The organism is Niallia sp. FSL W8-0177 (assembly GCF_038006285.1).
GTDB lineage: Bacteria > Bacillota > Bacilli > Bacillales > Cytobacillaceae > Niallia > Niallia circulans_A.
The window spans coordinates 2,403,689-2,427,177 of the sequence record NZ_JBBOUX010000001.1 but is presented as its reverse complement, the minus strand read 5'-3'; the positions used below and the strand labels follow the sequence as shown (position 1 = coordinate 2,427,177).

The following is a 23,489-nucleotide window of genomic DNA, read 5'->3' as shown; positions in this document are numbered from 1 at the left end:
GGTAAATGTCAAATCTGTGCACACTCATTTATCTGGCTAATAAGGAGTTTTTATATGAGTAATAATCTATTTAACCAATATGAATTAAAACCATTTATTATAGATGCAATTGATGAATTAGGTTTTTATGAGCCAACGGAAATTCAGCAGAAAGTCATTCCGCTTGTCTTAAAAGGGGAAAGCGCTATTGGTCAGTCGCAAACAGGAACAGGCAAAACGCATTCTTATGTATTGCCGATCATTGAAAAAATCAATCCGGAAAAGCAAGCAGTACAAGCAGTTATTACAGCGCCGACAAGAGAATTGGCTAATCAAATCCACCAAGAAATACAGAAAATTACGAAGCATTCCGCCCAGCCGATTTCTTCGCGATTATTTATTGGGGGAACGGATAAACAACGTTCGATTGAAAAATTAAAAACACAGCCACAAATTGTTGTTGGAACGCCAGGAAGAATTAATGATCTTGTCAACGAGCAGGCATTATTTGTGCATACAGCAAAAATCCTTATTGTAGATGAGGCAGATCTGATGCTAGATATGGGCTTTATTGAAGATGTGGATCAAATTGCTGCAAAAATGCCTAAAGATTTAAGTATGTTTGTGTTCTCAGCAACAATACCTGAGAAATTAAAACCTTTCTTAAAGAAATATTTAGAAAATCCAACCTTTATTCATATTGAGCCAAAGCAGTTAACGGCAGCAAAAATTGAACACGTATTAATTCCTTCGAGACATCGAGATAAAATTACAACGGTATATGAGGCATTAGTAAGCTTTAATCCTTATCTTGCTATTGTATTTACGAATACAAAACAAATGTGTGATGAAGTTGCAAATGGATTATCAAGTAAAGGTCTTAAAGTTGCTAGAATTCATGGTGGCTTAACACCTCGCGAACGTAAAAAAGTAATGAAGCAAATTCTTGATTTAGAGTTTCAATATATTGTGGCAACAGACCTAGCAGCAAGAGGAATAGATATTAAAGGAATCAGTCATGTTATCAACTATGAGCTTCCGCCAGACTTAGATTTTTATGTACACCGTGTTGGTAGAACGGCCAGAGCTGGATATTCAGGCATTGCATTAACGATTTATGAGCCTTCCGATGAGGATAAACTTAATCAATTAGAAAAACTAGGCGTTGAATTTAAGCATATGGATCTAAAAAAAGGTGAGTGGATTGAATTAGATGATCGCAATCGTCGTAAAAACCGCAAAAAACAAGTAGATAAAATTGATTTAAAGGCTAAATCTCTTGTCAAAAAACCGAAAAAAGTGAAACCGGGCTACAAGAAGAAAATGCAGCAGCAAGTAGAAACAATTAAAAAGAGAGAAAAGCGTATTAAGAGTAGAAGAAAATAGGTGAAGAGGAGAGATTGAATTGCTGAAAATAGGTTCACATGTATCAATGAGCGGAAAAAAAATGTTATTAGGGGCGAGTGAAGAAGCTGCTTCCTATGGGGCAAATACTTTCATGGTCTATACAGGTGCACCCCAAAACACGAGAAGAAAGAAAATAGAAGATTTAAATATTGCTGCAGGACAACTTCATATGGAGCAAAATGGAATTGATGATATTATTGTACATGCACCGTACATTATTAATATTGCCAATACTACAAACCCGGCAACCTTTGAATTGGGTGTAAATTTCTTACGCAGTGAAATTGAGAGAACAGAAGCGTTAGGAGCAAAACAAATCGTGTTACATCCCGGTGCACATGTAGGTGCTGGTGCGGATGTAGGGATTAAAAAGATTATTGAAGGCTTGAATGAAGTACTAACAGGAAATGAAAACTTACAGATAGCTCTTGAAACAATGGCTGGAAAGGGCTCTGAATGCGGCCGTACATTTGAAGAACTAGCGATGATTATGGAAGGCGTTACACATAATGATAAATTATCTGTATGCTTTGATACATGTCATACACATGATGCTGGTTATAATATTGTCGGGGATTTCGATGGGGTATTAGAGGAATTTAATCGAATCGTTGGAATAGATAAATTAAAGGTATTGCATATTAATGATAGCAAAAATATCGTTGGTGCAAGAAAAGATAGGCATGAGAATATTGGGTACGGGCAAATTGGCTTTGATGCATTAATGAAAATTGTTCATCATTCAGAGTTAGCGGATGTTCCAAAGATATTGGAAACACCGTATGTTGGTATCGATAAAACAAACAAAAAAGCGCCATATAAACATGAAATTGAAATGATTAAAAAGAAAACCTTTAATGAAAACTTATTGCAAGAAATCCTAGAAAGTTAAAAAAACGCTCATTTGAGCGTTTTTTATTTCCGTTAAGTAGATTACTGTTCGGCAAATAAATTAAATAAATCATTTAGTTCTTTTGCTGTCGCAGGACTTGTTAATTTAGCTACCTCTCTAATTAATTGCGCACGTTCATTAGGCTTAAAAATATTCACTTTTCGGCCGTTAAGGTGATTAGCAAGCTTTACTGCTTCTTCATTTGTAATTTTAATTTTGAATTGCTTGCTGTATTTCAATAATTCAGTAGAGGTTATGTTGTTAATTTTATGATTGATTATGTTTTCAAAAATTTTCATGTCATCACTCCCCATTCTAACATATGAGGGGAATAACAAAAATGTGCTAACTTTTTTGATTTCTTTGGCAAACCTATCTGAATGAGATATCTTTACAACAATCAATCGTTCTTGTATACTGATTTTGAATCATTTATTGTGAATAAATCGTAATGATTACTATAGATTTATATTTATATATTGGGGAATTAAATATTTATCAATATTATGTTTTCTTTCCTCATTATTCCATGTAAGTATTTTATAAAAAGTGTAAGAAATGAGGTGGAGAAATGAATGTACAAACTGCACTTGATATTCTGAAGGAAAAAGGATATAAACATACCGATAAAAGAGAAGATATATTAGCACTATTTTCTAATGAGAATAAATATTTAACAGCTAAGGATGTTCTGGAATCGCTAAAGGATGATTATCCGGGTCTTAGTTTTGATACTATATATCGAAATTTATCGTTATTTGAAGAGTTGGAAATTTTTGAAATGACGGAATTAAACGGAGAGAAGCATTTTCGGTTTACTTGTTCGCACCAACACCACCATCATCATTTTATTTGTTTAGATTGTGGAAAAACAAAAGAAATTATTACTTGTCCAATGGAAGAGTTATCAGAAAGCTTGAAAGGATACGATGTATCTGGTCATAAATTTGAAATTTACGGGAAATGCCCAGAGTGTAGAAACTAAAAAACGAAGCATATCATAGATATCGCTTCGTTTTTTATAGGTTTTTAGTATCTTTGCAACGAAATGAAGGGGTTATTTCACAGAAGAATTAGCCCATTCATCTACCCATTTTTTTGCTTCACTCCAGGAGGTTACGCGTTTAACGCCGTTAGGAATTGGTTTTCTATTGTAAGGTGTGTCAAAAAGAATAACCGGTATCCCTAATTCTTCATGAAGCATCACTGCATTATCATGCTTATCTTCAAAGAAAATATCGACCTTATTTTTTTTGGCGGCCGCTATTTTATGATGGGAACCAATTAACTCGATATGGTTAAAACTGATACCTTGATTAAGAAACCATTCTTTTGTCAATTCAAGCATTCCTTCGTCTCTAGCACTAATAAAGATAAGTTCATGTTGTTCAGCCCATTCTTGGAGAACAACATTTGCACCCTCTGCAAGAGGAGAGGCTGTATAAATTCTTGCCTCGTTCTCGATAAACCATTTGTCGAATTCCTCATTAGATACATTTACAAGAGGGTAAAATTCGTACTGTACAACATCCTCTAGCGTAATATTTAATTGAAAGCTCTCATTTAAAAAAGGAATAAATGCAGCTGGGCTGGTTACTGTTCCATCAATATCGATTCCAAAACGCAATTTCTTCATTTTGTGCTCCTTTTCCACGTTGTTCTTTTCTAGCTTACCAAATTATAGGGATAAGGGAAAGAAGGAAGGAAGAAATCATGTAAAACTTTAACAGACATACGAATCAAAAACTTGGTGATGATAATAAATGCTCCTATGAAAGAAAGCGAGGGATTATCATGGCAGATCAAAATAGCAATGAAGGATATGGTCACGATTTTCAGGATAGAGAGCGAACTGAATCACCTGTTGATTATTTGGAAGAAACATCAGCAGAAATAACACCTCCAATGACTTATAATGCTACACCTCCGATGACTTCTACTGGTACACGCCCAGTCACTTCTGATGCGGAGGGAGACAGGGGAGTAGTAGGCGGTAAAGGGATTGGTATTACGGCGATAGTTATTTCTATCCTCTCTTTATTTGTAATGCCTATCATTTTAGGGATTGTTGGGATAGTATTAGGATTCGTCGCAAGAAGCAAAGGAGCAAGTTCACTAGGAACATGGGCTATTGCATTAGGTGCTATCTCCATTATCATTGGAATTTTTATTGCTCCATTCTTTTAACAAGAAAAGGCAATTAAAAAATCTAACCTCTTATTTGAGGTTAGATTTTCTTAAATTTATGGCTGGACACTGATAGTATCCATCTCTTTTTCTTCTGCAGCTTTTTTTGCAAAGTATTCCGCTGCAATTGCATCGATTTCTTTCTTTAATTCTTCGACCATCGTATCTTCTGGAACCTTGCGGACTATTTTGCCTTTACGGAAAAGTAGGCCTTCTCCACGAGCTCCAGCAATGCCGATATCGGCTTCTCTTGCTTCTCCTGGTCCATTTACTGCACAGCCTAGCACAGCTACTTTAATAGGTGCCTTTATAGTAGAGATATAATCCTCTACTTCGTTTGCAATACTGATAAGATCAATTTCAATACGGCCGCATGTTGGGCATGAAATTAATGTTGCAGCATTAGAGGAAAGTCCAAATGACTTTAACAGTTCTCTAGCGACTTTTACTTCCTCAACTGGATCAGCACTTAAGGAAATACGTAAAGTGTTACCGATGCCTTTGCTTAAAATAGCTCCTAACCCAGCCGCACTCTTTACAGTACCAGCAAATAACGTACCAGATTCTGTTATTCCTAAATGTAGTGGATAGTCAAAAGCCTTTGCAGCCTTTTCATATGCTTCTATTGCTAAATTAACATCAGAAGCTTTCATGGAAACAATGATATCATGAAAATCAAGGTCTTCTAATATTTTGATATGATGCAGGGCACTTTCAACCATGCCATCTGCTGTTGGATATCCGTACTTCTCCAAGATTTTCTTTTCTAACGATCCGGCATTAACCCCAATTCGAATAGGAATTCCTTTCGCTTTTGCCGCTTTTACAACAGCTTCCACTTTTTCTCTTTTCCCAATGTTGCCCGGATTAATTCGGATTTTATCTGCTCCGCCTTCAATTGCTTTTAAAGCTAAACGATAATCGAAATGGATATCCACTACTAGTGGTATATTTATTTGCTTTTTAATTTCACTGATAGCATTTGCCGCACGTTCATCTGGACATGCTACGCGCACGACTTGACAGCCAGCTTCTTCTAAGCGTTTAATTTGGGCTACAGTAGCTTCCACATCATGTGTTTTAGTTGTGGTCATACTTTGGATAAATAATTCATTACTTCCCCCAATAGTGATATTACCTACTTTTATTGGTCGGGTTTTTGTACGATGTATAATTTCACTCAATGGTGATTCGCTCCTTTTATATTGGACAAGCCAAAATAATTAGCTTTTTATTTAAATCTTGATATCCTTACCTATTGTATCAATGAAACATTGAAATTGACAAGAAACTTGCTAAAAAATGCTTAGCTTTTTACTGGGAGCACCTCAAGGATGGGGATAACTAACTTGTTGATTAAAACAAAAAACTTCCTCAAATTAGATTATTTTTGGAAGTTCTCTTTTATGCTATTTATAAATCGGAAAGAGATAGGTTTTGCCAATTTGAATATCTTCCGGTTTTAGTCCATTATTTAATTTTTGAAAGTCGTTCACTACTGTCTCAAGACTTACGGATAAACCGCCAGTCGAATATTGTTCAACAATTGAGAGAACGGTGTCACCAGATTTTACTTTTTGCTCAAAGGATGAGGCCGAATCTTGAGGTGTGCCCTGTGTTTCTATTGTCGGTTCTTGTTCTTTTCGGGAGGAGAGTGTGCCTTCGTTTAAATCAATATAAATGACATATATGGTAACTAGAACAACAAAGGTAATAAAAAACCTTTTCATCGTAAATCCCCCTAAACTGATTATAGGAAATTATATGCTTGTCCACTATCGATTAGACCAATGAAAATGCTAGGAAGGTGGATATAGGTAAAAAGTCATAAAAATTAACATTAAATTACTTTGCTTTTACATGTTCTTAACAAATATTTGTGAAAATGTTTGAGTAGGGGGGACAAGTAGATGAATAAAACCAAGGACAGGAAAAAAGAAAAGGAAAAGCTTTCTATTCAAAATCGGTTATTTCTGTTTATTTTACCGTTATTTATTATTACAATTTTAATCTTGACATTTATTTCTATTAACAGTTCTACTAAAATGATGATTAAGATGATGCATGAAAGATTAGAAAAAGAGGCAAATACTATTTACGTAATGGCGCAAAATACAATGTTAATGTATGTTGGCCAGGAAGAAAAGTTCCAAACAAAAATGGAACAAATAATTAGAGATCAAGATGCTAGTTTTGCTCAAGAAGGTTTAAATGCCTCTTTTTTTGTACTCACAGAAAAGGAGGTTAAGCCTTTTAAAGTAAGTCAAACGTCTGATTTTACGTGGGAGAATTCCTTCATTCAGAAGATACATGATTTAGAGTCAGGAGTATTGGAAACGAAATGGAATGGAAAAACATATACCGTTGCTTTTCAGCAAATCCAAGAATTGAAGGGGATATATTTATTAGTTGTACCGCAAGAAGAATATTTGCATAATGTAAAGCAATTAAAAAATAGTCTACTACTGTTTTCGGCATTGAGTATTATTATTATAGCAATGGTTATTCGTTTTTTTGTCAAAACGATGGTAAGTCCCTTATTGAAATTACGGGAAATCATGAGGATTGCCAGAAATGGTCATTTAAATGAGGTAACATCCATTAAAACCTCAATACCAGAAATAAATTCGCTTATAAACAGTTACAATTTATTGATTAAGCGGTTAAAGCTTGTCCTATCTGAGATGCAAGCAACAAGCGCTCATTTATCCAAAACAAATGATATATTACATACTGAAGCTGTGCAGATGATTGGAAGTGGAAAAAGCCTCACGGAAATGATAAATACGGTGAAAAATGGAGCTGAGCAAACAGCTATTAGTTCCGAACATAATATTAGTGTTTTTCAAGAAATGAAGGCATTAAGCGAGCAAATTGAAAAAAGCAGCCAGAAAATAAAGGATCATACGGAAGCAATGAATCTCGCTGCTATTCATGGTGAAGAAAATATGAATAATTTGTTTGCCAGCCAACATATGCTACAAGACAAAGTGAAAGTGATATATAGCAATAATGATCTTTTAAATAACCATGCATTATCGATTAAAAAGGTGGTAGAAGATATTAAAGGTTTGGCTGAACAAACTAAGCTTTTAGCTTTGAATGCCACATTAGAAGCGGCTCGAGCAGGCAGCCAAGGAAAGGGATTTGCTGTAGTAGCAAATGAAGTGAAAAAACTAGCTGTTTTATCATCTAAATCCGCTGAAGATATTAAATCCTTCACACTCGATATGGATCTAATTATTCAAAAGTCATCATCTGATTTAGAAGATATTCAAATGAACTTTACGAAAAGTGAGGGTTTAGTTCAAAAAGCAACAGTTTCCATTAATCAGTTATTGCAAGGAATTTCTCTTGTCAATACGGGACTAAAGGAAAATCATTATTTATTAAATGAACTTCAAGCCTTTTTTCCTAAAATGGAACATAGTACACTCCATGTTACATCGATTAGTCAACAAACACTTGCTAGTTCTGATGAAATGAAAAGAATAGGAGACATACAGCAAGAGAGTATTCAGGTAAATGCAGAGATAAGTGCTAGATTAACAACGTTAGTAGCAGCCTTAGAAGAGAATATTAAGATGGAAGAACAAACAGCTCCTAAGGATGGGAGCGAATAAATTAAATGATCAGACGACTAATCCCGTTCGTAGCTTAAGGGAGACAATATCCTTTATAAATAAAAAAGCCAAACAATTGCACAAAGCGTTCGTGATTGTTTGGCTTTTTTTCTAAAATACCTAGCCTATTTTTTTAAGGTTGTAGTGGCTTTTCTGTTTGTATTTCTTTAATAGCTAAGCAGACAAGGAATAAACTAATAAACCAATTTAATAAGTATCCATTAGGGACAACTGTCTGTAAACAATCCATAATAGCAAAGAAAATTACTGGAATAGTGATACTGTAGACAGTGATTTTCCAGCACTGTGCATAAGTCAATCCTTTGCCGAATATTCTCGCGAAAAAGCTTCCAAACATAGCAAGCACAAGAGTTTGTAAGACTTTATAGAGAAGCATGAACAGAATGTAAATAACAACTAATATAATGATAAACACATAGGATAATGAATCCATTCCTTGGATAAAGTCAATGAGCTCCTCACTTGTCATGGTAAAGTTACCGAATGAGGAATAGGCAAATGTTTGAGCTTGTCCAGAAGTTACTATTACGAATTCATTCTTTAAAAGGGCTACTGTATTGCCGTAGGAACTAACCTTCGCGTGATCATAAGTTCCTGAGGAATCAACAATGATTGTTAAATCCGGTTTTTCAATAATAGTAGGTTCTTCATCATTATCTGTATGTAGGATATTATCACTTATTGTAAAAGAAGGTACTTCGTCCTCCATGGTTACACTAAACGTATGTATTGCTTCATTTATTCCCTTATTTAAATAATATAGATTAGGTAGTGAGGCAATAATCGTCAAAAGCAACAAATAAATAATGGTTTTTCCGATACCTTGAAAACGGAAGCTTGCTATATCTTTTGGAGAATAGAGGCTTCGATAAAACTGCTTAAAAATATTCATTCTTACACATCCTTCAAAAGTTTCATCCCTATTGTATCTTTTTACAACCGATAGATACAAGTCCGAGCATTTGATTTGCAGAAAAAAGTGTGGTAAACAAGATGAATGGGTAACATAATAGATAAATAAGAAGAAAAGAGGATCGTTATGGATATTATTTATTGGACAATTATCAGTATATTATTCATTATTGCGTTTATTGGACTGATTTATCCAATCATTCCAAGCGTGATCTTTATATTAGCCGGTTATCTTTTATATGGTCTGTTCTTTTCATTCGAAGAACTTAGTATCCTTTTTTGGATTATCCAAGGTATGTTTGTAATCTTATTATTCTTTGCCGATTCCGTATCCAATTGGATTGGAGTAAAGAAATTTGGAGGGTCAAAGGCTGGTATCTGGGGAAGTACAATAGGGTTACTTATAGGTCCTTTTGTTATTCCTGTGGTAGGAATTCTTCTTGGCCCATTTATTGGGGCGGTCCTAGCTGAACTCGTGGTTAGTAAGACAAATTGGAAGAATGCCCTGAAAATAGGAGTAGGTTCATTAATAGGCTTCCTAAGCAGTGTAGTAACAAAAGGAATTATCCAAGCAATCATGATTATTTATTTCCTCTTTAAAATATAAAAAAAGCTTATAAGATGAAACTTACAAACCTCTTTCTAAAAAAATGAATAAAAAACCCGAACGATTATTCGAAAGCATTGGCATCTTCAGATACTTGTTCGGGTAACTATTTGTTTGAAGTAATGGTATATCAGCTTCTTTTAATTAAGTCCACAAATATCGACCGGACAGTTTTGACAATCAACTGCTCTTTTTAAATAGGCAAGGTTTTTCACGGTGATTTTTTGGTTGCTATAGTCTATTACTTCCCTTTCTCTTAAATCTTTTAATATTCGTTGAATCACTTCTCGTGTTCCAAAAGTTAAGTTTGCTAATTCTTGATGAGTGATAGGGATATCAATCAAAATTCCTTCATTATTTTTTATTCCAAAGGAATGACATAATCGGATTAAAATACTGTAAAGTCCCCCTTTTTTTCCATTCATAATAAGATCTTGGCATTTCATATGTGCTTTTAGATAGCCTGTACTTAACCAACTTGTAATAGAAGTTAATAAGACTGGATCTTTTAATGCTAATTGTTCAAATTCTGTTCGATCTATAGCAAGGACATCACAATCAGTCATACTTTTCGCAAAAAAATAGTATTTAGGAGAATGTTTAAATAATTGATATTCTACTAACAACTCCTCATCATGAAGGATTTTAATGACGAATTCTTTTCCTTTTTCGTGTACTCTTCCAAGCGAAATGGTTCCATTTAATAATATATATATCTTTTGGACAGGGTCTTTTTCTTGGAAAAGTAAAGTCCCTTTTTTTATATGCTCTATTTTTTCAATCTCAAAAAAATGTTGTATAAGTAAACTATATAATGATAGCTGCACTTCATTCATAGGAAAGCACTCCTCTAAAAAGCCTCTTTCCTTGATTAAAAAACATTGTGAAATATTTGTCAATCTGAAAATGGGATATATTGGAATAGGAGAAAGTGTAATAATATTTAGGAATATCAGGAATGTTGATGCATAGGGCGAAAATGGAAAAATGACAATTTAACGAACTTATTCAAGGAGAAGTTTTAGATATAATTAGTATATTTATAAATAGGTAATTCTTTGGGGTGATGTTAATCACAAGAGAATATAAGCATTGTTACTTAAGAATTCCAAGAGAGAAAGTTAAAAATTTAAAGCAATAAAATGATTTTCTACTTGCTGAACGCGAAAGGAAAAAGGCAATTGGCATTAGGTGTTTAAGCTCATTTATTCAGATGTTTTAAAATAATAACAAATGGGTACTTTAAAGAGGGAATCTTTTCAAGCAAATTGATTGAAAGTAAGCACTTTATTTGATAATGTATTGTTAAAGGCCTTCTCATATAATAATTGTCGGAATAGGGCAAACTATTAGAGGGAAGAACATAATACATAAAATATTAGGAGGAATTAGACATGGCTTATTCATTACCACAATTACCTTACGCTTATGATGCATTAGAACCACACATTGATAAAGAAACGATGAACATTCACCATACGAAACATCACAATACTTATGTGACAAATTTAAACAATGCATTAGAAGGAAATGATGAATTACTTTCTAAAACAGTGGAAGAGCTTGTATCTAATCTTGATGCAGTTCCAGAATCTGCTCGCACTGCAGTTCGTAACAATGGTGGCGGTCATGCAAACCATTCATTATTCTGGGAAGTAATTTCTCCAAATGGTGGCGGTCAACCAACTGGTGATTTAGCTGCTGCTATTGACAGCAAGTTTGGAAGCTTTGAAAACTTTAAAGAAGAATTTTCAAAAGCTGCTACAACTCGTTTTGGCTCTGGTTGGGCTTGGCTAGTTGTGAACAACGGTGAATTAGAAGTTACTAGCACACCAAATCAAGATAATCCATTAATGGAAGGTAAAACACCTGTTTTAGGATTAGATGTTTGGGAGCATGCATACTACTTAAATTATCAAAACCGTCGTCCTGAATACATTAATGCATTTTTCAATGTTATTAACTGGGATGAAGTAGCTAAACGTTTTGCTGCTGCAAAATAAGAAATAGAAATGTAAAAACCTGTAAGCATATATTGCTTACAGGTTTTTTTGTCCCATTTTATTTATCATAATTTGGTCTTATTTTCATAATTGTTAGTTTTTATATATAATGCATAACGAAATTTGTTTTGTTAGAAACTACTCTAGAACAAAGGGGAGTTTCTATGATGAAAATAGGAAAATTAATAGGTGATGTAGAGCTAACAAAAGACTTGAAAATTTTGTTGCTTACAGGGGGGCTGTACTCACTTAGTGTAGCACTTTCTAATACTTTCGTTAACGTGTTTTTATGGAAACAATCAGGTGAATTTAGAGATTTAGGCTTGTATAATCTTGCGATAATCTTGTTGCAGCTATTTACCTTTACACTTGCTGGCAGATGGGCGAAGAAAATTGATCGAGTTATTGTATTTCGAATTGGAGTAGCTTTCCTTACCATCTTCTATTTAACAGTATTATTAATAGGAGATAAAGCATCAACGTTTCTGTTAGTACTGGGAGCCATTCTTGGAATTGGCAACGGATTTTATTGGTTAGCTTATAATGTCTTAACTTTTGAAGTGACAGAACCAGATACGAGAGATTTCTTTAATGGTTTTTTAGGATTGTTAAATTCTGTTGCTGGAATGATTGGACCAATGATTGCAGGATATATTATCTCCCAGCTCACGAAGTCAACAGGGTATATGATTGTTTTTGGAATGTCTCTTGGGCTTTTTCTTCTCGCAGTTGTTTCAAGTTTCTTTCTAAAAAGACGGCCAGCAGAAGGTAAATATTTTTTTAAAAGAATTGTCAAAGAGAGAAAACATAATTATAACTGGAAATTGATTACGAATGCCCATTTTTTCCAAGGTTTACGAGAAGGTGTCTTTGCATTTATAATAACTGTCTTTGTTTATATAGCAACAGATAGTGAATTGGCTTTAGGAAAATTTGGGTTGATCAATTCAGGAATTTCCTTTATTGCCTATTATGTTGTTTCAAGGACAGTCAAAAATAAGAATCGTAATAAGTCCATTTTAATTGGCGGAATAATGTTATTCTTATCGATGTTTATTATTGTTTTTGACTTTTCTTATACGAAATTATTGATTTATGCAGGTATAATAGCTATTGCTTACCCACTGATTTTAGTACCTTACACCAGCTTGACTTTTGATGTTATCGGAAAAGGCTGGAAAGCAGGAGAAATGAGAATAGAATATATAGTAGTGAGAGAATTATTTCTCAATTTGGGAAGACTTTTATCGGTTATTCTTTTTATCATTGGCGTCAGTGTATTCAATCCAAATAAAGTAATCCCAATACTGTTATTTATACTTGGGAGCGGACATTCTCTGATCTATTTCTTTGCTCGAAAGATTAGATGGAAAACGGCATAAAGCAAAAAAAGGATTTGTCATTTTTACAGATCCTTTTTTTGCTTTATCAATAAGTTGAGAAAAGAGTATTCAGTTAAATATAAAATAATCATATAGTAATCTTTGTAAATTTCCTTTAAAATAGAAAATAGGAAAGTTTTGGAGGAAAAGGTGGGATCGATCGTGGGGGAAAAAAAGAAAAAAAAGAGAAATCCAATACCTTTAAGGGTAAATATTATCTTCTTTGCGGTATTTTTATTGTTTTCAGCACTTATTTTAAGATTAGGATTTGTCCAAATTGTTTATGGAGATGAATATAAAAAGCAAGTCGAGAAAAAAGAGGACATTACTATCAGCACATCTGTTCCAAGAGGAGAAATTTATGATCGAACGGGAAAAAGCATTGTAAGTAATGTCGGAAAAAATGCGATTACCTATACGAATTGGAAAAAATATAAACCGAATGAAATGCGGGATACCGCTGAAGAATTAGCAAAAATTATTAAGATGGACAGTGAAAAAGATCTAAAAAAAATATCAGAAAGAGATAAAAAGGATTACTGGATTCTCATTCATCCGAAAGAAGCAAAGAAGAAAATATCCAAAAAAGAAAATGAGAAACTACAACAACAACATAAGGATGACAATAAAGAATACCAAAAAGCATATGATGAGCTTTTACGTGAGCGAATAACAGAAGCGGATTTAAACACACTTACAGATCTAGATATGGAAACATTAGCTATTTATCGCGAATTTCAAAGCGGATATTACTATACACCACATATTGTTAAAAATGAAGGTGTTACTGATAAGGAAATCGCTATAATCAGTGAAAATTTGGACAAACTGCCAGGTGTCGATACAGTTCGAGACTGGGACAGAAAATATGATTTTGGTTCGACATTAAAAACCGTATTAGGGAATGTCAGTACTTCACAAAGAGGGGTTCCTGCAGAAGAAAAAGATAGTTATATCGCTAAAGGTTATAGCATGAACGACAGAGTCGGACTAAGCTATTTAGAAAAGCAATATGAGGATATTTTAAAAGGGCAAAAGAAAAAGGTTAAATTTATCAAAGATAAAAAGGATGAAATTGTTAATTCAGAAGTGATTGCCAACGGAGCTGCCGGAAATGACTTAGTATTGACAATTAATATGAAATTACAGCTAGAAGTAGAGAAAATTATTGAAGAAGAGCTGAAAAAGACGAAATATGGCTATGCTGGCACCCAATATTTAGATAGAGCATTTGTTGTATTAATAGATCCCCATACGGGCGAAGTATTAACGATGGCCGGAAAGCAGTTAGGCAAAGATGAGAAAACAGGCAAGCAAGTTGTGCAGGATTTTGCATTAGGAAATATTACAACCTCTTATAATGTTGGCTCCGTTGTCAAAGGTGCAATGGTATTAACCGGGTATAAAGAAGGGGTTATTTCTCCGGGAACTCAAATATATGATGCAACCATGCAAATTAAAGGATCACCTCCTTTTAAATCATGGAAACCAATGGGCAGGATTAGTGATTTGAAAGCATTACAGGACTCATCTAACGTCTATATGGCTCAAACAGCTATCATGATTGGAAAAGGGCATTATGGTTATATGCAGCCATTAAACATTGATTTGGAAGCATATCCTAAAATAAGGAATTCTTTTTCGGAATTTGGTTTAGGAATTCGGACTGGAATTGATTTACCAAATGAAACGGCTGGGTTGAGAGGAGTAGTGGATCCAAACCAGCCAGCAAACCTAATGTTCTTGTCGATTGGACAATATGATACTTATACAAACATGCAGTTAGCCCAATATGTTTCAACAATTGCTAATGGAGGGTATCGTATTCAGCCACACTTAGTGAAAGAAATACGTGAAACTTCTAAGGAAGAAGGGAAGTTAGGACCAATTGTTCAAGAAATTCAACCAAAAGTATTAAATAAGTTGGAATTGAAGCCTGGATGGATGGAGCAAATTCATAGAGGATTTCGTCTTGTTATGACAAGTGGTACAGGAGCCAAAGCTTTCGCGGGTTCTTCTTATAGTCCAGCGGGAAAAACGGGGACAGCTGAAGCCTTTTATGACGGACCTTTAAGAAAAAATAAAGATGGAGAACCACCACAAGTAATGAATGTCAGCTTAATTACTTATGCGCCTTCCGAAAACCCGGAGGTTGCCATGGCTGTCATGGTTCCTTGGGTGTACACAACCAACAATGGACCATCACCAAACTTAACTATCGGAAAGCGTGTTATGGATAAATATTTTGAATTAAAGAAAGAAAAAGAATAGATTAAGAGATTTATAAATAAAAACACTATCTAAGGGTATAAACAATTCTACCTTTTAGATAGTGTTTTTGGTTTTTTTTGGATAAAAGAAACGTGGATATATAGAGGTATTTACTCTCATATTAATGAATAACAGAGTAAGTTATAGCATGGTTTGATACAGTCAATAATCCTAGCATATTATTCCAATTAGTTATTAATAGAATAATCTACGATTTTCTATTACAATAGAAAAAGAATATCGAAGGAAAGTGTGATTAAACGTTGGGAAAAAAGAAAAAGAAAAAAACGATACCTGTACGTCTTAATATTATTTTCTTTTTTGTCTTTTTATTATTCTCCGCATTGATTCTGCGTCTAGGCTTTGTGCAGATTGTTTATGGTGAGGATTATAAAAGAGAATTAGAGAAAACAGAAGATGTTACAGTAAATACCTCTGTGCCACGTGGCAAAATGTATGATGCAACAGGAAAAGTGATAGTAGATAATGTAGCAGAAAAAGCAATTACTTATACGAATTCTGGTGCGAAACAAGAAGATATGCTCAAAACCGCTGAATTACTATCAAAATATATTATGAAAGATACGAAAAAGGTGACGGAGCGCGAGAAAAAAGACTATTGGATTATAAAAAATAAAAAAGAAGCGGAAAAGAAAGTCACTGAAAAGGAAAAAAAAGCTTTAGCTGAGAAGTATCCAGATCAAGAGGAATATAATAAGCAAGTGTATCAATTGCAGCTTGATCGGATTACCGAAGAGGATATAAAAACACTTACTAATCATGATTTAGAAGTGTTAGCTATCTATCGTGAGTTTATAAGTGGATACAAACTAACACCGCAAATGGTCAAAAATAAAGAGGTAAGCGACAAAGAATTTGCTGTAGTTAGTGAAAATTTAGAAGCCTTACCTGGTGTAGGTACCACAACAGACTGGGAGAGATCCTATTCGTTTGGAGATACGCTAAAATCTGTTTTAGGGAATGTAAGCTCCGCCGAAAGAGGACTGCCGGCAGAGAAATTAGATTATTATGTTTCTAGAGGATATAGCAGAAATGATCGGGTCGGTACCAGTTACTTAGAACTTCAATATGAGGATGTTCTAAAAGGGCAAAAAGAGAAAATTCGCAATAAAACAGACAAAAAAGGTAATATAGTCAGTACCGACGTCATTACAGAAGGAAAACGCGGTAATGATCTGATTCTATCAATCGACATGGAACTTCAATTAAAAATAGAAAAAATCATTGAGGAAGAATTAAAAAAAGCAAAAACATTTGCGGGAACTAAATTACTTGATCGAGCCTATGTTGTGTTAATGAATCCAAATACAGGGGATGTCCTGTCAATGGCAGGGAAACGACTAGTGAGAAATGATAAAACAGGTAAAATGGAAGTTCAAGATGACGCGCTTGGTAATATTACAACCACTTACAACGTAGGTTCTGTTGTCAAAGGTGCAACTGTCTTAACTGGTTATAAAACAGGAGCCATTTCTCCTGGCACCGTATGGAATGATACTCCTGTGAAAATTGGAAATACTACCAAAAAATCGTGGACAACTATGGGGCCAATCAGCGATCTTACCGCTTTACAACGCTCATCCAATGTTTATATGTTTAGAACGGTGATGAAGATGGCTGGTGCTAACTATGTTTACGGTAAACCACTATCTGTTTCATTAGCTGACTTTTCGTTAGTGAGAAATGAATTTGCCCAATATGGACTTGGAATCCGTACTGGTATTGATTTGCCGAATGAGCAAGTTGGCTTTAAAGGACAAGATACATTACCAGGTTTCTTACTGGATTTATCCATTGGACAATATGATACGTATTCGAATATGCAGCTTGCACAATATGTTTCAACCATTGCTAATGGCGGGAACAGAATGGAACCGCATATTGTAAAAGAGATTCGCGAACCAGTGGCAGATGACAGTACACTTGGACCAGTAGTAGAAACAGTTAAACCCAAAGTATTAAATAAGGTTGATGTTAAACCTGAATGGATCAAACGAGTGCAGCAAGGATTTAAAATGGTGGCACAAACTCCAAAAGGTACTGCTTATTCTAATCTAGGTGGGAAGGATTATTCACCTGCGGCAAAAACAGGGACAGCAGAGGCATTTTACGATGGACCTTCTCGCAGTGAGTATGGAAAAGAACCGCCGCAAGTTATGAATCTAAGCTTAATCAGCTACGCACCTTCCGATAACCCAGAAGTAGCAATGGCTGTAATGGTTCCATGGGCATACCAAGGAAGTGTAGATAATGGTTCCAATAAGAAAATCGGGGAACGTGTATTGGATGCGTACTTTGATTTGAAAAAAGAAAGACAAAAAGAAGAGAAAAAAGACAAATAATAGGATCAAAAAGGACAAAACTACCATTTACTAGTTTTGTCCTTTTTTTATAAAAAAAACAAGGAATACCCCAATTAACAAAAATAGGGCGAAAACCCTCTAAATTTACAATGTGTTTACATTGATTTACAAATAGTTAAAACCAAGTTAATACTAAAGTCTTATAGTTATCTTGTAAACAAAACAAGCATCCTTAGGGGGTAAAGAGAAAAATGAAGAGCCTTAAAACAGTAGGATTGACAGCAATGATTGGAACAATGTTAGCATTATCAGCGTGTGGTGGAAATAACGATGCCAGTTCATCTAAGTCATCTGATTCATCAAAAGATAATGGAACTGAACAATTATCTGGCCAAATAAAATTAGACGGTTCATCAACTGTATATCCAATTATGGAAGCAATCGTTGAAGAATACCAAGCAGAGCAGCCAAACGTGAAAGTTTCTGTAGCATCATCTGGTACAGGTGGTGGCTTCAAAGCATTTATTGCAGGGGAAACAGATTTCAGTAATGCATCCCGTCCAATTAAGGATGAAGAAAAATCAGAGTTAGAATCAAAAGGAATTGACTATACAGAATTAAGATTAGCATATGACGGTTTATCTGTTGTAGTGAATAAAGATAACACATGGGTTGACCACTTAACATTAGATGAATTAAAGAAAATCTGGCTTGAAGATGGTACAACAAAAAAATGGTCTGATATCCGTGAAGGATGGCCAGAAGAAGAAATTAAATATTATTCTCCAGGAACTGATTCTGGAACATTCGATTATTTTGATGAAGTGATTTTAGAAGAGCAGCCAATTGCTAAAGCAGCGACATTATCAGAAGACGATAATATTTTAGTACAAGGGGTAACAGGCGATAAAAACGCAATTGGATACTTTGGCTATGCTTATTATGCTGAAAACAAAGATAAGTTGAAAGTAGTACCAATCGACGGAGGGAACGGCCCGGTTGAACCAACAAATGAAACGGTTGAAAGTGGCGAATATTCCCCATTATCAAGACCATTATTCACTTATGTAAAAAATGAATCGGTGAAAAAAGATGAAGTAGCTGATTTTGTAGAATTCATGATTGAAAATGCGGCTGACTTATCAGAAGATGTAGGCTATGTAAAATTGCCAGATGAGGAATACAAAAAAGATTTAGAATTAATCGAAGGACTTAAGTAATAAGTTTTGATGGAAAGCTTTGTACTTAGCTTTCCATCTTGCTGTTGGATTAAGGGGGACTTAAAAGCATGATTAAACAAACGACAAATGTGCATGCAAGATCTGTACAAGAATTAATTGCTGAAAAAAAACAAAAAAATAATTTAAGTAAGCTGTTAGAAAAAATTATGCCTAAAGTATTATTGATTACTGCAATCTTTTCGGTATTAACGACGCTCGGTATTCTATTTACATTAGTAATGGAAACATTTACTTTTTTCGAAAGAGTGAATATAAAAGAGTTCTTAACAAGTAAATCATGGTATCCATTTTCTGATCCAGGTTCTTTTGGAATCATGCCACTTGTGTCTGGAACGTTAAAAGTAACGCTGATTGCTGGGATTGTTGCTGTGCCAATAGGGTTGGCATCTGCCATTTTTTTAAGTGAATACGCGAGTGATAGAACAAGAAGAATAATTAAGCCAATTTTAGAAGTACTTGCTGGTATTCCTACAATTGTCTACGGTTTTTTCGCTTTAACATTTATAACACCATTACTTAGATCCGTTATTCCTTCTTTAGAAATGTTTAATGCTTTAAGTCCAGGAATTGTTATTGGGATTATGATTACGCCAATGATTGCTTCTTTATCAGAAGATGCAATGAGTGCTGTTCCCAGAGCAATGCGGGAAGGAGCATTAGCAATGGGTTCTACTAAATTAGAAGTTGCTTTAAAGGTAGTCTTACCTGCTGCAGTTTCTGGAATTGTTTCTTCCATTGTATTAGCTTTATCAAGAGCAATTGGGGAAACAATGATTGTCGCAGTTGCAGGAGGCAGTACACCTAATCTAAGCTTCAATGTAACAGAATCTATACAAACTATGACAGCCTATATTGTTCAAGTAAGTCAAGGAGATGCAGGATATGGAACAACGATTTATTACAGCATTTATGCGGTTGGATTTACATTATTCCTGTTCACTTTCTTGATGAATCTGCTTGCTCAGTACATTTCTCGTCGTTTTAGGGAGGAATATTAAGATGAAGTTAGTAAACCATGCAGAAGTTATTAAGCGAATGAAACCAAGATTAATGAAAAACATCATAATGAAAGGATTATTTTTTAGCGCAACTTTATTTGGTTTAATTGTTCTTGGTGTCCTTTTTTATCGAGTATTGACTCAAGGAATTGGCTATTTAGATTTTCAGTTTTTAACAAGCTTACCTTCCCGTAAACCTGAAAATGCTGGCGTCTATACTGCATTGATAGGAACAGTGTGGCTTATGGCGGTAGTTGCACCTGTATCACTTTTGATTGGAGTGGGCACGGCGATATATTTAGAAGAATACGCAAGTAAAAATAGATTTACGAATTTTATTCAGATTAATATATCGAATCTTGCGGGTGTACCATCCATTGTTTTTGGTCTATTAGGATTGACACTATTTGTTCGTGCTTTGACACTTGGAACAAGTGTCCTTGCAGCAGGCTTAACAATGAGCTTATTAGTATTGCCAATCATTATTGTTGCAGCTCAGGAAGCTATTCGATCCGTTCCTAGTGAATTAAGAGAAGCCTCTCTTGGAATGGGAGCAACGAAATGGCAGACAATTGTCAGAGTAGTCATGCCTGCAGCTATACCAGGTATTTTAACTGGAGGAATATTGGCACTTTCTCGGGCAATTGGCGAAACTGCTCCACTAGTAGTATTAGGTTTACCTTTATTCCTAGCATTCTTGCCGAGAACTGTTTTTGATATGTTTACAGTGCTGCCAATGCAAATCTATAACTGGACAGGAAGACCGCAAGAAGAGTTTCAGAGTCTTGCAGCAGCAGGAATAATTGTTCTTTTAGTTTTATTGATTTTAATGAATTCTATTGCAGTATTAATTCGAAATAAATTTCAAAAACGTTATTAAACGTGTAGGGGGAACTTCAAATGAGTACAGTTTTTGCAGATAAAATTAAAAAAGCAGTAGAAATAAATGCTACAGACAGTAGAGTGAAAAACTCTGTTTATAAAACAAATCAGCTTAATTTGTGGTATGGGGATAACCATGCGCTGAAAAATATAGATTTAGACATTATCGAAAATGAAGTAACTTCTATTATTGGACCATCAGGCTGTGGTAAATCAACATATATCAAAACTTTAAATCGGATGATTGAATTAGTGCCAAGTGTAAAAACTTCAGGGGAAATTAATTATCGTGGCAGAAATATTTTTGATAAAGATTACGGAGTGGAAGAACTAAGAACAAAAGTTGGAATGGTCTTTCAAAAACCAAATCCATTTCCCAAATCTATTTATGAAAATGTTGCATATGGACCAAAAATTCATGGGATACGAGATAAGAAAATTTTAAATGAAATTGTCGAGAAAAGTTTAAGGGGAGCGGCAATTTGGGACGAAGTAAAAGATAGATTAAACCAAAATGCATATGGACTTTCTGGTGGACAACAACAGCGTCTTTGTATTGCAAGATGTCTTGCAATTGAACCAGATGTTATTCTTATGGATGAGCCAACCTCTGCACTTGATCCAATTTCGACATTAAAAGTGGAAGAGTTAGTTCAAGAACTAAAAGAAAACTACAGCATTATTATTGTTACACATAATATGCAGCAAGCAGCCCGTATCTCTGATAAAACAGCATTCTTTTTAAATGGAGAAGTAATAGAGTTTGATGTAACCGATAAAATATTCTCTAATCCAAAGGATAAAAGAACAGAAGATTATATTACAGGTAGATTTGGATAATTAATTAAGCTGAATTCCGAAAAAGGAGATCTTACTATGCCAGTTAGAGAGAAATTTGAAGCAGGGCTTAAGGAACTGCAAGAGAAACTGACAGAGCTTGGTGAATTTTCGATTCAAGCTCTTGAAAGATCATTAGAAGCACTTGAAACACAAAATATAGAAATGGCTTTAGAAATTATTGATGATGATCAAAAGGCTGATCATTTGTATGAAGAAATAAATGACTTTGCGATTCTATTAATTGCGAAGCAGGCACCTGTAGCAATTGATTTAAGAAGGATTATTGTTGGAATTAAGATTGCGACTGATATTGAAAGAATCGCAGATTTTGCTGTTAATATTGCAAAAGCTACTATTCGAATTGGGAATCAAGAATTAGTGAAACCGATGATACATGTTAAAAAAATGTTAGGGATTACTAACGAAATGCTGCGCTTATCCTTAAATGCTTATAATAAAGAAGACACAAAACTAGCTCGAAAAATCGCGGAAATGGATGATGAGGTAGATGCTTTAAATAAACAAGCGTTTGTGGAGCTTTTAGAAATTAGTAAAAATAAACCTGAGTATTTACAGCAAATTTCGCAATTGACATTTGTCTGTCGTTATTTAGAAAGAGCAGCAGATCATACTACTAATATAGCTGAAAATATTTTCTATTTAGTTAAAGGCCGACAATATGATTGGTAAATAAAAAAAGACCGGAACAAAGGATTTCACCCCAAATATTATACGGAGATACTAACAACATCTCTATAATATTTGGGGTTTCATTATTTCATAGCTTTTAACTAATTAGTGTGCTTCATTTATACTTAATAGCTAAATATGGATTGTTCGACCTTTTAGATTACTTATTTAATTATGTTCCAGTTCGTTTATTTTGTAAGAGTTTCGGCAATTTTTTTATGACTCATGTCACTAGTTAAAGGAAAGCTGCCAACTTGAATTTTGGTATGGTAGCCATTATCAATTAAGTATGTTTCAAACTCTTCTTGATCTTTGACGATTTTTTCTTTATATAATAACTCAGCAATTTCAGAAATGCTCATACCGCTTTTAACTTTTAACGTATAGGCAATGTTATCTTGTTGTTCTTCTGTTGGCTCTTCTTGTGTTTTCTCTTTTTCATTTGCTGCTGATTTTGCTTGCTCTTGTTTCTTCTCTGCTATTTGCTTTTGTAAATTATTATATTCGTCCTCTGCTAACACAGTAAACCCCTTTGTTTGAAGATAGGATGTTGCTTCAGATACACTTATCGTTGCTTGTTCTTGACTTTTATTTTCTAAATAGTAATAAAAACTTCCAATAATGCTTGCTGAAAGGAGCATTCCGATGGCAAATGAACGTAAACTATGTTTTTTCATTTAGTTACTTTTCGACCCTTTCCTTTATAATTTGCTGAACTTGAGTGATAGATAAGGAAGATTGACTGGCAATCTGCTCAATTGGTACACCACTTGCTGCAAGGGTCCAGACTTGGTTTTTAATAATAGCGTGAATGGGCTGTGGTTTATCCCTTTCCATTGCGGATGGTTTTTTTAGGGTAGAAGATGGCTTTAAAGAAAAATCTTCCTCACCGATCATTAACTCTTCTTCTAATAGTTTTAATTTCTTTTTTATTTTGTATAGCTCTTGTACTTGTTGAATGGAAAGCTGATCTATTTCCTCTCGTAAATCTTTAATGGGATCACGAAGGAAAAGAGACAGAATAAGAAGGAATAAAGAAATTCCTATAATTACTAACATTACAATTAACATAATTCACCTCAGAATAAAATCTTCATTTCAAATGATATAAATAATAAGAGACCTAAAGAAGAACAATGCAAGCTAAAGATATTTTATCATTAACTATCGGTAATTCCTATTAAATCAAGATCGTGGGTGACAATATTCGAATAGATGTGCGAAACAGTT

Annotated in this window: 23 protein-coding genes; 15 read left to right on the top strand and 8 right to left on the bottom strand. The window is 34.4% G+C overall.

The window, feature by feature from the left end:
• The first annotated feature begins 54 nt into the window (after positions 1-54).
• Together NST77_RS12035 and NST77_RS12030 are read left to right on the top strand one after the other, a co-directional pair.
• Positions 55-1,365 (top strand): DEAD/DEAH box helicase, encoded by a 1,311-nt coding sequence (locus tag NST77_RS12035; RefSeq protein ID WP_341123010.1) that lies wholly within the window; start codon positions 55-57, stop codon positions 1,363-1,365.
• A 19-nt stretch (positions 1,366-1,384) separates the two neighbouring features.
• The gene (locus NST77_RS12030) at positions 1,385-2,278 is read left to right on the top strand and encodes a deoxyribonuclease IV (protein ID WP_123260848.1); all 894 of its coding nucleotides are present in this window, start codon (positions 1,385-1,387) and stop codon (positions 2,276-2,278) included.
• Between the two features lie 41 nt (positions 2,279-2,319).
• On the opposite strand, the gene NST77_RS12025 is transcribed toward NST77_RS12030, so the two are convergent.
• Positions 2,320-2,592, bottom strand: coding sequence for a DUF2624 family protein (locus tag NST77_RS12025; RefSeq protein WP_254415417.1), 273 nt, complete (start codon positions 2,590-2,592; stop codon positions 2,320-2,322).
• A gap of 257 nt (positions 2,593-2,849) precedes the next feature.
• Between NST77_RS12025 and NST77_RS12020 the strand changes: the two genes are divergently transcribed.
• Complete coding sequence (locus NST77_RS12020; protein ID WP_095333856.1) at positions 2,850-3,263, top strand: Fur family transcriptional regulator; 414 nt, start codon at positions 2,850-2,852, stop codon at positions 3,261-3,263.
• A 72-nt stretch (positions 3,264-3,335) separates the two neighbouring features.
• Here the strand turns inward: NST77_RS12020 and NST77_RS12015 are convergent, their stop codons facing one another.
• Positions 3,336-3,914 carry a hypothetical protein gene (locus NST77_RS12015; protein WP_341123009.1) on the bottom strand — a complete coding sequence of 193 codons (579 nt, stop codon included), beginning with the start codon at positions 3,912-3,914 and terminating at the stop codon, positions 3,336-3,338.
• Between the two features lie 158 nt (positions 3,915-4,072).
• On the opposite strand from NST77_RS12015, the gene NST77_RS12010 reads away from it, so the two are divergent.
• A complete protein-coding gene (locus NST77_RS12010; RefSeq protein ID WP_095333860.1) occupies positions 4,073-4,465 on the top strand; it encodes a DUF4190 domain-containing protein in 393 nt (130 codons plus the stop codon).
• A gap of 56 nt (positions 4,466-4,521) precedes the next feature.
• Here the strand turns inward: NST77_RS12010 and ispG are convergent, their stop codons facing one another.
• Together ispG and NST77_RS12000 are read right to left on the bottom strand one after the other, a co-directional pair.
• Positions 4,522-5,640 carry a flavodoxin-dependent (E)-4-hydroxy-3-methylbut-2-enyl-diphosphate synthase gene (gene ispG, locus NST77_RS12005; protein WP_171510336.1) on the bottom strand — a complete coding sequence of 373 codons (1,119 nt, stop codon included), beginning with the start codon at positions 5,638-5,640 and terminating at the stop codon, positions 4,522-4,524.
• Positions 5,641-5,874: 234 nt separating this feature from the next.
• Entirely contained in the window at positions 5,875-6,195 is a 321-nt protein-coding gene (locus NST77_RS12000; RefSeq protein ID WP_095333861.1) for a LysM peptidoglycan-binding domain-containing protein, read from the bottom strand.
• Between the two features lie 180 nt (positions 6,196-6,375).
• Between NST77_RS12000 and NST77_RS11995 the strand changes: the two genes are divergently transcribed.
• Positions 6,376-8,088: a methyl-accepting chemotaxis protein gene (locus NST77_RS11995; RefSeq protein ID WP_341123008.1), complete on the top strand. Its 1,713-nt coding sequence runs from the start codon at positions 6,376-6,378 to the stop codon at positions 8,086-8,088.
• A gap of 133 nt (positions 8,089-8,221) precedes the next feature.
• Here NST77_RS11995 and NST77_RS11990 read toward each other — a convergent pair whose 3' ends face one another.
• Positions 8,222-9,001 carry a DUF1189 domain-containing protein gene (locus NST77_RS11990; protein ID WP_095333865.1) on the bottom strand — a complete coding sequence of 260 codons (780 nt, stop codon included), beginning with the start codon at positions 8,999-9,001 and terminating at the stop codon, positions 8,222-8,224.
• A 147-nt stretch (positions 9,002-9,148) separates the two neighbouring features.
• On the opposite strand from NST77_RS11990, the gene NST77_RS11985 reads away from it, so the two are divergent.
• A complete protein-coding gene (locus NST77_RS11985; RefSeq protein WP_095333866.1) occupies positions 9,149-9,628 on the top strand; it encodes a DUF456 domain-containing protein in 480 nt (159 codons plus the stop codon).
• Between the two features lie 140 nt (positions 9,629-9,768).
• Here the strand turns inward: NST77_RS11985 and NST77_RS11980 are convergent, their stop codons facing one another.
• Positions 9,769-10,464, bottom strand: coding sequence for a Crp/Fnr family transcriptional regulator (locus tag NST77_RS11980; protein WP_095320794.1), 696 nt, complete (start codon positions 10,462-10,464; stop codon positions 9,769-9,771).
• A gap of 558 nt (positions 10,465-11,022) precedes the next feature.
• On the opposite strand from NST77_RS11980, the gene NST77_RS11975 reads away from it, so the two are divergent.
• The 9 genes from NST77_RS11975 (at position 11,023) to phoU (ending at position 22,259) form a co-directional block, all read left to right on the top strand.
• Entirely contained in the window at positions 11,023-11,631 is a 609-nt protein-coding gene (locus NST77_RS11975; RefSeq protein ID WP_095333868.1) for a superoxide dismutase, read from the top strand.
• A gap of 164 nt (positions 11,632-11,795) precedes the next feature.
• On the top strand, positions 11,796-13,013 hold the full coding sequence (locus tag NST77_RS11970) for an MFS transporter (RefSeq protein ID WP_095333870.1): 1,218 nt from the start codon (positions 11,796-11,798) through the stop codon (positions 13,011-13,013).
• A 162-nt stretch (positions 13,014-13,175) separates the two neighbouring features.
• Positions 13,176-15,284, top strand: a complete 2,109-nt coding sequence (locus NST77_RS11965) for a peptidoglycan D,D-transpeptidase FtsI family protein (RefSeq protein WP_123260851.1) — start codon at positions 13,176-13,178, stop codon at positions 15,282-15,284.
• Between the two features lie 263 nt (positions 15,285-15,547).
• Positions 15,548-17,647, top strand: coding sequence for a peptidoglycan D,D-transpeptidase FtsI family protein (locus NST77_RS11960; RefSeq protein ID WP_341123007.1), 2,100 nt, complete (start codon positions 15,548-15,550; stop codon positions 17,645-17,647).
• 212 nt (positions 17,648-17,859) lie between these two features.
• Positions 17,860-18,828 (top strand): PstS family phosphate ABC transporter substrate-binding protein, encoded by a 969-nt coding sequence (locus NST77_RS11955; RefSeq protein ID WP_095333875.1) that lies wholly within the window; start codon positions 17,860-17,862, stop codon positions 18,826-18,828.
• Positions 18,829-18,896: 68 nt separating this feature from the next.
• Positions 18,897-19,847, top strand: a complete 951-nt coding sequence (gene pstC / locus NST77_RS11950) for a phosphate ABC transporter permease subunit PstC (protein ID WP_341123006.1) — start codon at positions 18,897-18,899, stop codon at positions 19,845-19,847.
• Position 19,848: 1 nt separating this feature from the next.
• Positions 19,849-20,727: a phosphate ABC transporter permease PstA gene (pstA, locus tag NST77_RS11945; protein WP_341123005.1), complete on the top strand. Its 879-nt coding sequence runs from the start codon at positions 19,849-19,851 to the stop codon at positions 20,725-20,727.
• A 20-nt stretch (positions 20,728-20,747) separates the two neighbouring features.
• Positions 20,748-21,569 carry a phosphate ABC transporter ATP-binding protein PstB gene (gene pstB, locus NST77_RS11940; RefSeq protein WP_095333881.1) on the top strand — a complete coding sequence of 274 codons (822 nt, stop codon included), beginning with the start codon at positions 20,748-20,750 and terminating at the stop codon, positions 21,567-21,569.
• A 36-nt stretch (positions 21,570-21,605) separates the two neighbouring features.
• A complete protein-coding gene (gene phoU, locus NST77_RS11935) occupies positions 21,606-22,259 on the top strand; it encodes a phosphate signaling complex protein PhoU (RefSeq protein WP_095333883.1) in 654 nt (217 codons plus the stop codon).
• A gap of 188 nt (positions 22,260-22,447) precedes the next feature.
• Here the strand turns inward: phoU and NST77_RS11930 are convergent, their stop codons facing one another.
• Both NST77_RS11930 and NST77_RS11925 read right to left on the bottom strand, forming a co-directional pair.
• Positions 22,448-22,936, bottom strand: coding sequence for an endolytic transglycosylase MltG (locus tag NST77_RS11930; RefSeq protein ID WP_095333885.1), 489 nt, complete (start codon positions 22,934-22,936; stop codon positions 22,448-22,450).
• A 4-nt stretch (positions 22,937-22,940) separates the two neighbouring features.
• Complete coding sequence (locus tag NST77_RS11925; protein ID WP_095333887.1) at positions 22,941-23,330, bottom strand: hypothetical protein; 390 nt, start codon at positions 23,328-23,330, stop codon at positions 22,941-22,943.
• Positions 23,331-23,489 lie beyond the last annotated feature (159 nt).